General features: G+C 73.5%; 4 protein-coding genes. All 4 read left to right on the top strand.

Going from position 1 to position 4,849, the window contains the following annotated elements:
* On the top strand, positions 1-393 hold a 393-nt coding region (locus ACFFNX_RS42340), incomplete at its 5' end, for an ROK family protein (protein ID WP_378211892.1).
* Positions 332-1,381, top strand: a complete 1,050-nt coding sequence (locus tag ACFFNX_RS42335) for a 3-dehydroquinate synthase family protein (protein ID WP_378211891.1) — start codon at positions 332-334, stop codon at positions 1,379-1,381. The genes ACFFNX_RS42340 and ACFFNX_RS42335, both read left to right, overlap by 62 nt.
* Position 1,382: 1 nt before the next feature.
* On the top strand, positions 1,383-2,180 hold the full coding sequence (locus tag ACFFNX_RS42330) for a shikimate dehydrogenase family protein (protein ID WP_378211890.1): 798 nt from the start codon (positions 1,383-1,385) through the stop codon (positions 2,178-2,180).
* Between the two features lie 104 nt (positions 2,181-2,284).
* The coding region (locus ACFFNX_RS42325) for an ATP-binding protein (RefSeq protein WP_378211888.1) at positions 2,285-4,849 on the top strand (2,565 nt) is incomplete at its 3' end.

Genomic DNA, 4,849 nt, shown 5'->3' with positions numbered 1-4,849 from the left:
GCGGCCCGGCTCCGCGGCTCCGCGGTCTCGTTCGCGGAGCTCCGCGACGGGCTGCCCGCCGGAGCGGGCTGGGCGGTGGGTGCGCTGGAGCCCGCCTGGGACGCGCTCGGCGCCGCCGTCACGACCCTCGGCGAGCTGTTCAATCCGGATGTCGCCGTGATCGGAGGCGGTGTCGCCGCGGAGCTGCCCGGCTTCACCGAAGCGGTCGCCGACCGTGTCATCGGGTACTCACGCCCGGGGTACGCGGCGCCATCGGTACGGCGCGCGAAGCTCGGCGGGCTGTCATCCCTTCACGGAGCCGTGCTGCTGGCGGAACGAGAGGAGGCACATCGTGGCCGGACGAAACGACGGAGGCATCGCGGCGTCGCGACGCGTCGAGGTGGTCTTGGGTGAACGCGCCTACGAGGTGCGCATCGGGCCCGGGGTACGTGCGGCCCTCTCCGGCGTCATCGCCGAGGTCGGGGCGCGGCGCGCGGTGGTCGTGTCGGCCCGGCCGCAGGAATGGACCCCCGATCCCGGAGTCCCGTCCGTGGTGGTCGCGGCGCGAGACGGTGAGCCGCACAAGACGCTCGCGTGGGTGGAGGAACTGTGCCGGCGCTTCGCCGACTTCGGGCTGACCCGTTCGGACGCGGTCGTCTCCTGCGGCGGCGGCACCACCACCGACGCGGTGGGGCTGGCGGCGGCGCTCTACCACCGGGGCGTGCCCGTCGTGCATCTGCCGACCTCGCTGCTGGCGCAGGTGGACGCCGGCGTCGGCGGGAAGACCGCGGTGAACCTGCCGCAGGGCAAGAATCTCGTCGGGGCGTACTGGCAGCCTCGCGCGGTGCTCTGCGACACCGAATACCTGGAGACCCTCCCCCACCGTGAGTGGATCAACGGATACGGGGAGATCGCGCGATGCCACTTCATCGGCGCGGGCGACCTGCACGGACGCCCCGTGGAAGAGCAGATCGCGGCGAGCGTGGCGCTCAAGGCGTCGATCGTGGCCGCCGACGAGCGGGACGCGGGGCCACGCAACCTGCTCAACTACGGGCACACCCTGGGCCACGCGCTCGAACGCGCGACCGGCTACCGGGTGCGGCACGGGGAGGCGGTGGCGATCGGGACGGTGTTCGCGGGGAGACTGGCCGGGCTCCTCGGCCGGATCGGCCCGGCCCGCGTCGCCGAGCATCACGCGGTCGTCGCGGCGTACGGGCTGCCGACGCGGTTGCCCGCCGAGGCCGGCCACGACGTGCTCGTACGGCTCATGCGGCTGGACAAGAAGGCCACGGACGGGCTGGCGTTCGTGCTGGACGGCCCGCACGGCGCCGAACTGGTGAGAGACGTGCCGGAGTCGCAGGTCGCCGCCGCGCTGGCGGAGATGCCGGTCGAAGGGGACTGACGTGGGGCGGATCACCGGCACCACCCGGCTGCTGGCCGTACTGGGGGATCCGATCGAGCAGGTCCAGGCTCCGGCGCTGGTCAACCCGCTGCTGGACCGGCTCGGCCGGGACGCGGTCCTGGTCCCGGTGCACGTACGACCCGATGACCTGGCGGAGGTCGTCGGAGGGCTGCGGCGGATCCGCAATCTGGACGGCCTGCTGGTCACCGTGCCTCACAAGATCGAGATTTGCCGGTACGCCGACGAACTGGCACCGGCGGCGGCGTTCACCGGCAGCGCCAACGCCCTGCGCCGCGAGCCGAACGGGCGCTGGCGCGCGGACAACTTCGACGGCGTCGGCTTCGTCCGCGGGCTGCGCGCCGCCGGTCACGAACCGCGAGGCCGACGGTTCGCACTGGTGGGAGCGGGCGGGGCGGGAGCCGCCCTGGCGGCGGCACTGCTGGAGAACGGCGCCGCTCACCTGTCGGTCTGCGACACCGACGCCGGGCGCCTCGACGCCCTGCTCCGCCGTCTCGACGAACGGTGGCCCGGCCTGGCCACCGGTTCGGCCGTGCCACGGATCGAGGACGCGGACATCGCGGTCAACGCCACGCCGCTCGGGCTGCGGCCCGACGACCCGTTGCCGTTCGACCCCGCCGCGCTGCGCCCGGACGGCGTGGTCGCCGACATCATCATGAAGCCCCCGGAGCCCCGGCTGTTGCGCGCCGCCGCCGCGCTCGGGCTCGCCGTCCATCGCGGGATCCACATGCTCGATCACCAGTTGGAGTGTTACGCGGACTACTTCGGTCTCGGCCGCTGAGCCCTTCCCATTACAGATAAAATCGATAGAGTTAGTATGAAATATCGGGAATGGTTGAGATGATCGACAGGGGGACCCCCTTGCGATTCAGGCTGCTTGGTCCGTTGGAGGCACTGCGGGACGACCGGCCCGTCCCGCTCGGCGGGGTCAATCAGCGAGCGGCCCTGGGCTTCCTGCTGCTGCGCGCCAACACCGTGGTGTCCACCAGCGAGCTCATCCGTGCCCGGTGGGACGACCCCGCACCTCCCACCGCGCGCAAGATGGTGCAGAACGCCATCGCCGGACTGCGGCGGGCGCTTCCCTCGGACGGCTCCGTCACGCTCCGGACCGTACCGCCCGGCTACCTGCTCCACGTCGACCCCGAACTGATCGACGTCACCCGGTTCCACGCGCTGGTGGATCGCGGCCGTGCCGACTTCCGGGCGGAGGCCTGGGAGTCCGCCGCCCGGCGGCTGCGGCAGGCGCTCGCGCTGTGGCGCGGTCCGGCCATGGCCGACGTGACCGAGACCGGCACCGCGTGGCCCGAGCTCACGATGCTCCAAGAGACGCGGCTGGCCGCGCTGGAGGACTGCCTTGAGGCCGAACTCGCCCTCGGCCGTCACCACGCGCTGATCGGCGAGATGGCGTCCCTGGTCGATGAGGAACCCGCGCGCGAACGGCTCTGCGGTCTGCTCATGCTGGCGCTCTACCGCTGCGGACGGCAGCCCGAGGCGCTGGCCGTCTACCAGCGCCTGCGGGACGTCCTGCGGGACGGCTTCGGGCTGGACCCCGCGCCCGAGCTGCGGGATTTGGAACGCGACATTCTCCACCAGCACCCGGGTCTGGCCCTTCTCCGGCGGACGACACCGGACGTCGGGGGCGCGGAGGGCTCCGGCGCGGGAGGTGCCGAGAGTACGGACCGAACGCCGGGTGACCGGCCCGGCGACGTCCGTGAGGGCGTCGCGGGCGACGGCCGCGCGGACACCGAAGAGCGTCCCGTCGCGGAGCGGAAGCGGGCCAGCGTCCTGCTGGTGCGCACCCGCGTGGACGTGATGTTCGGCGACTCCGAATGCGTCGACGAGACGCTCAACGAACTCGCCCGGATCATCGGCGAGGAGGCCCGGCGCTTCGGCGGGCTCGTGCGCGAGACGCTGGGCTCGGTCCGGTCGGTCGTGTTCGGTTTCCCGCAGTCGCACGAGGACGACCCGGAACGTGCCATCCACACGGCCCTCGCCATCCGCGAGCGGATCGCGGACCAGGTATCGAAGGCCCTCGGCGTCCAGATCGCGGTCGCCACCGGTGAGGTCCTCGCGACCTACCGGGACGAGAACGACCCCGTGCCGACGCGGCTGTCGGGAACGGTGCCGCACACCGCCGAGAAGCTGCTGACGCACACCCGGCCCGGCAGTGTCCGGGTGTGCCACACGACCGCCCGCGCCGCCGGCCTGCCGCCTCTCCCCCCGGCCGACGACCTCGCCTCCGCGGTCGGCAGAGAGCTGACCCTGCCGCCTCCCGTCCCGGCACACCCGGCGGCGACGGCCGGCGCTCCCCTGGTCGGCCGGGACCGGGACCTGGAGGTCTTACGGGGGCTGCTGGGCGACGTCCGCCGAAGACGGCGCCCGCACCTGGTCACCGTCCTCGGCGAGCCGGGCATCGGCAAGAGCCGCCTGATCGCCGAGTTCGCCGCGGACCTTCCGGGGCCCGTGCTCATCGGACGCACCCCGCCGTTCGCGGGCGGGGTCCTCGCCCCGCTCGCCGACTCGATGCGATCGCGGCTGGACGGCGTGGACCTGGCCCGGCAGATCGAACGGCTGCCGGTGGAGGCCGGGGCCGCCGCGTGGTGCCGCCACGTCACCGACCTCGCGGCGGACGGTCCCGTGACGATCGTGCTGGAGGACCTTCACCGGGCCCATGCCCTCCTCCTGGACCAGGTCGAGGACCTGACCGAACGGTTCGCCCAGATACCGCTCCTGGTGGTCGTGACGGCCCGGCCCGAGCTGCGGCAGCGCCGGACACGCTGGGGATGCGGCAAGCGCGACGTCACCACGCTCACCCTGGACCCGCTGTCCGGCGAGGAGACGAGCGCGCTCCTGCCCGGGCCGGCCGATCCCGCGCTGCTCACCCTGGTCGGCGGCAACCCACGGCACGCCGAGGAGTACGCGCGGGCCGCCCGCGACGCGTACGACGGCACCCCGCCCGTTCCCGGACGTCTCCGCGCTCTCATCGCCGCGCGGATCGACACGCTCTCGCTCCCCGAACGGGCCGCCATGCGGGACGCCACGTTCTTCCCGGACGGGTTGCGGGCCGAAGGCGTGGCCGCGCTCTCCGGCCTCACCACCGAAGAGGCCGCCGATCTCCTGCACGGCCTGGAGCGCAGGGACTTCCTCGTCCGGTGGCGGCCCATGGACCGGTCCGGCGAGCCGGCCTACGCCTTCCGGCAACCGCTCCTCCGCGAGGTCGCGCACGCCCAGCTGCCCCGCAGCCAGCGGATCGCCAAGCACCGGCGCGCCATCGCCTGGATCGCCACGCTGCCCGCCGGCGAGACCGACCTCCTCATTCACCACTACCGGCAGCTGGTGATCCTCAACTCGCCCCAGCTGGCGAACGACGCCGCGTGGCAGGCCCACCACGCGCTCATGGACGCCGAGCGCCGCGCCTCCGCGGCGGGCGCCCACGACGCGGCCGCCCGC

The organism is Actinoallomurus acaciae, from assembly GCF_042429965.1.
GTDB lineage: Bacteria > Actinomycetota > Actinomycetes > Streptosporangiales > Streptosporangiaceae > Actinoallomurus > Actinoallomurus acaciae.
This window is presented reverse-complemented; position numbering and strand designations above follow the sequence as displayed.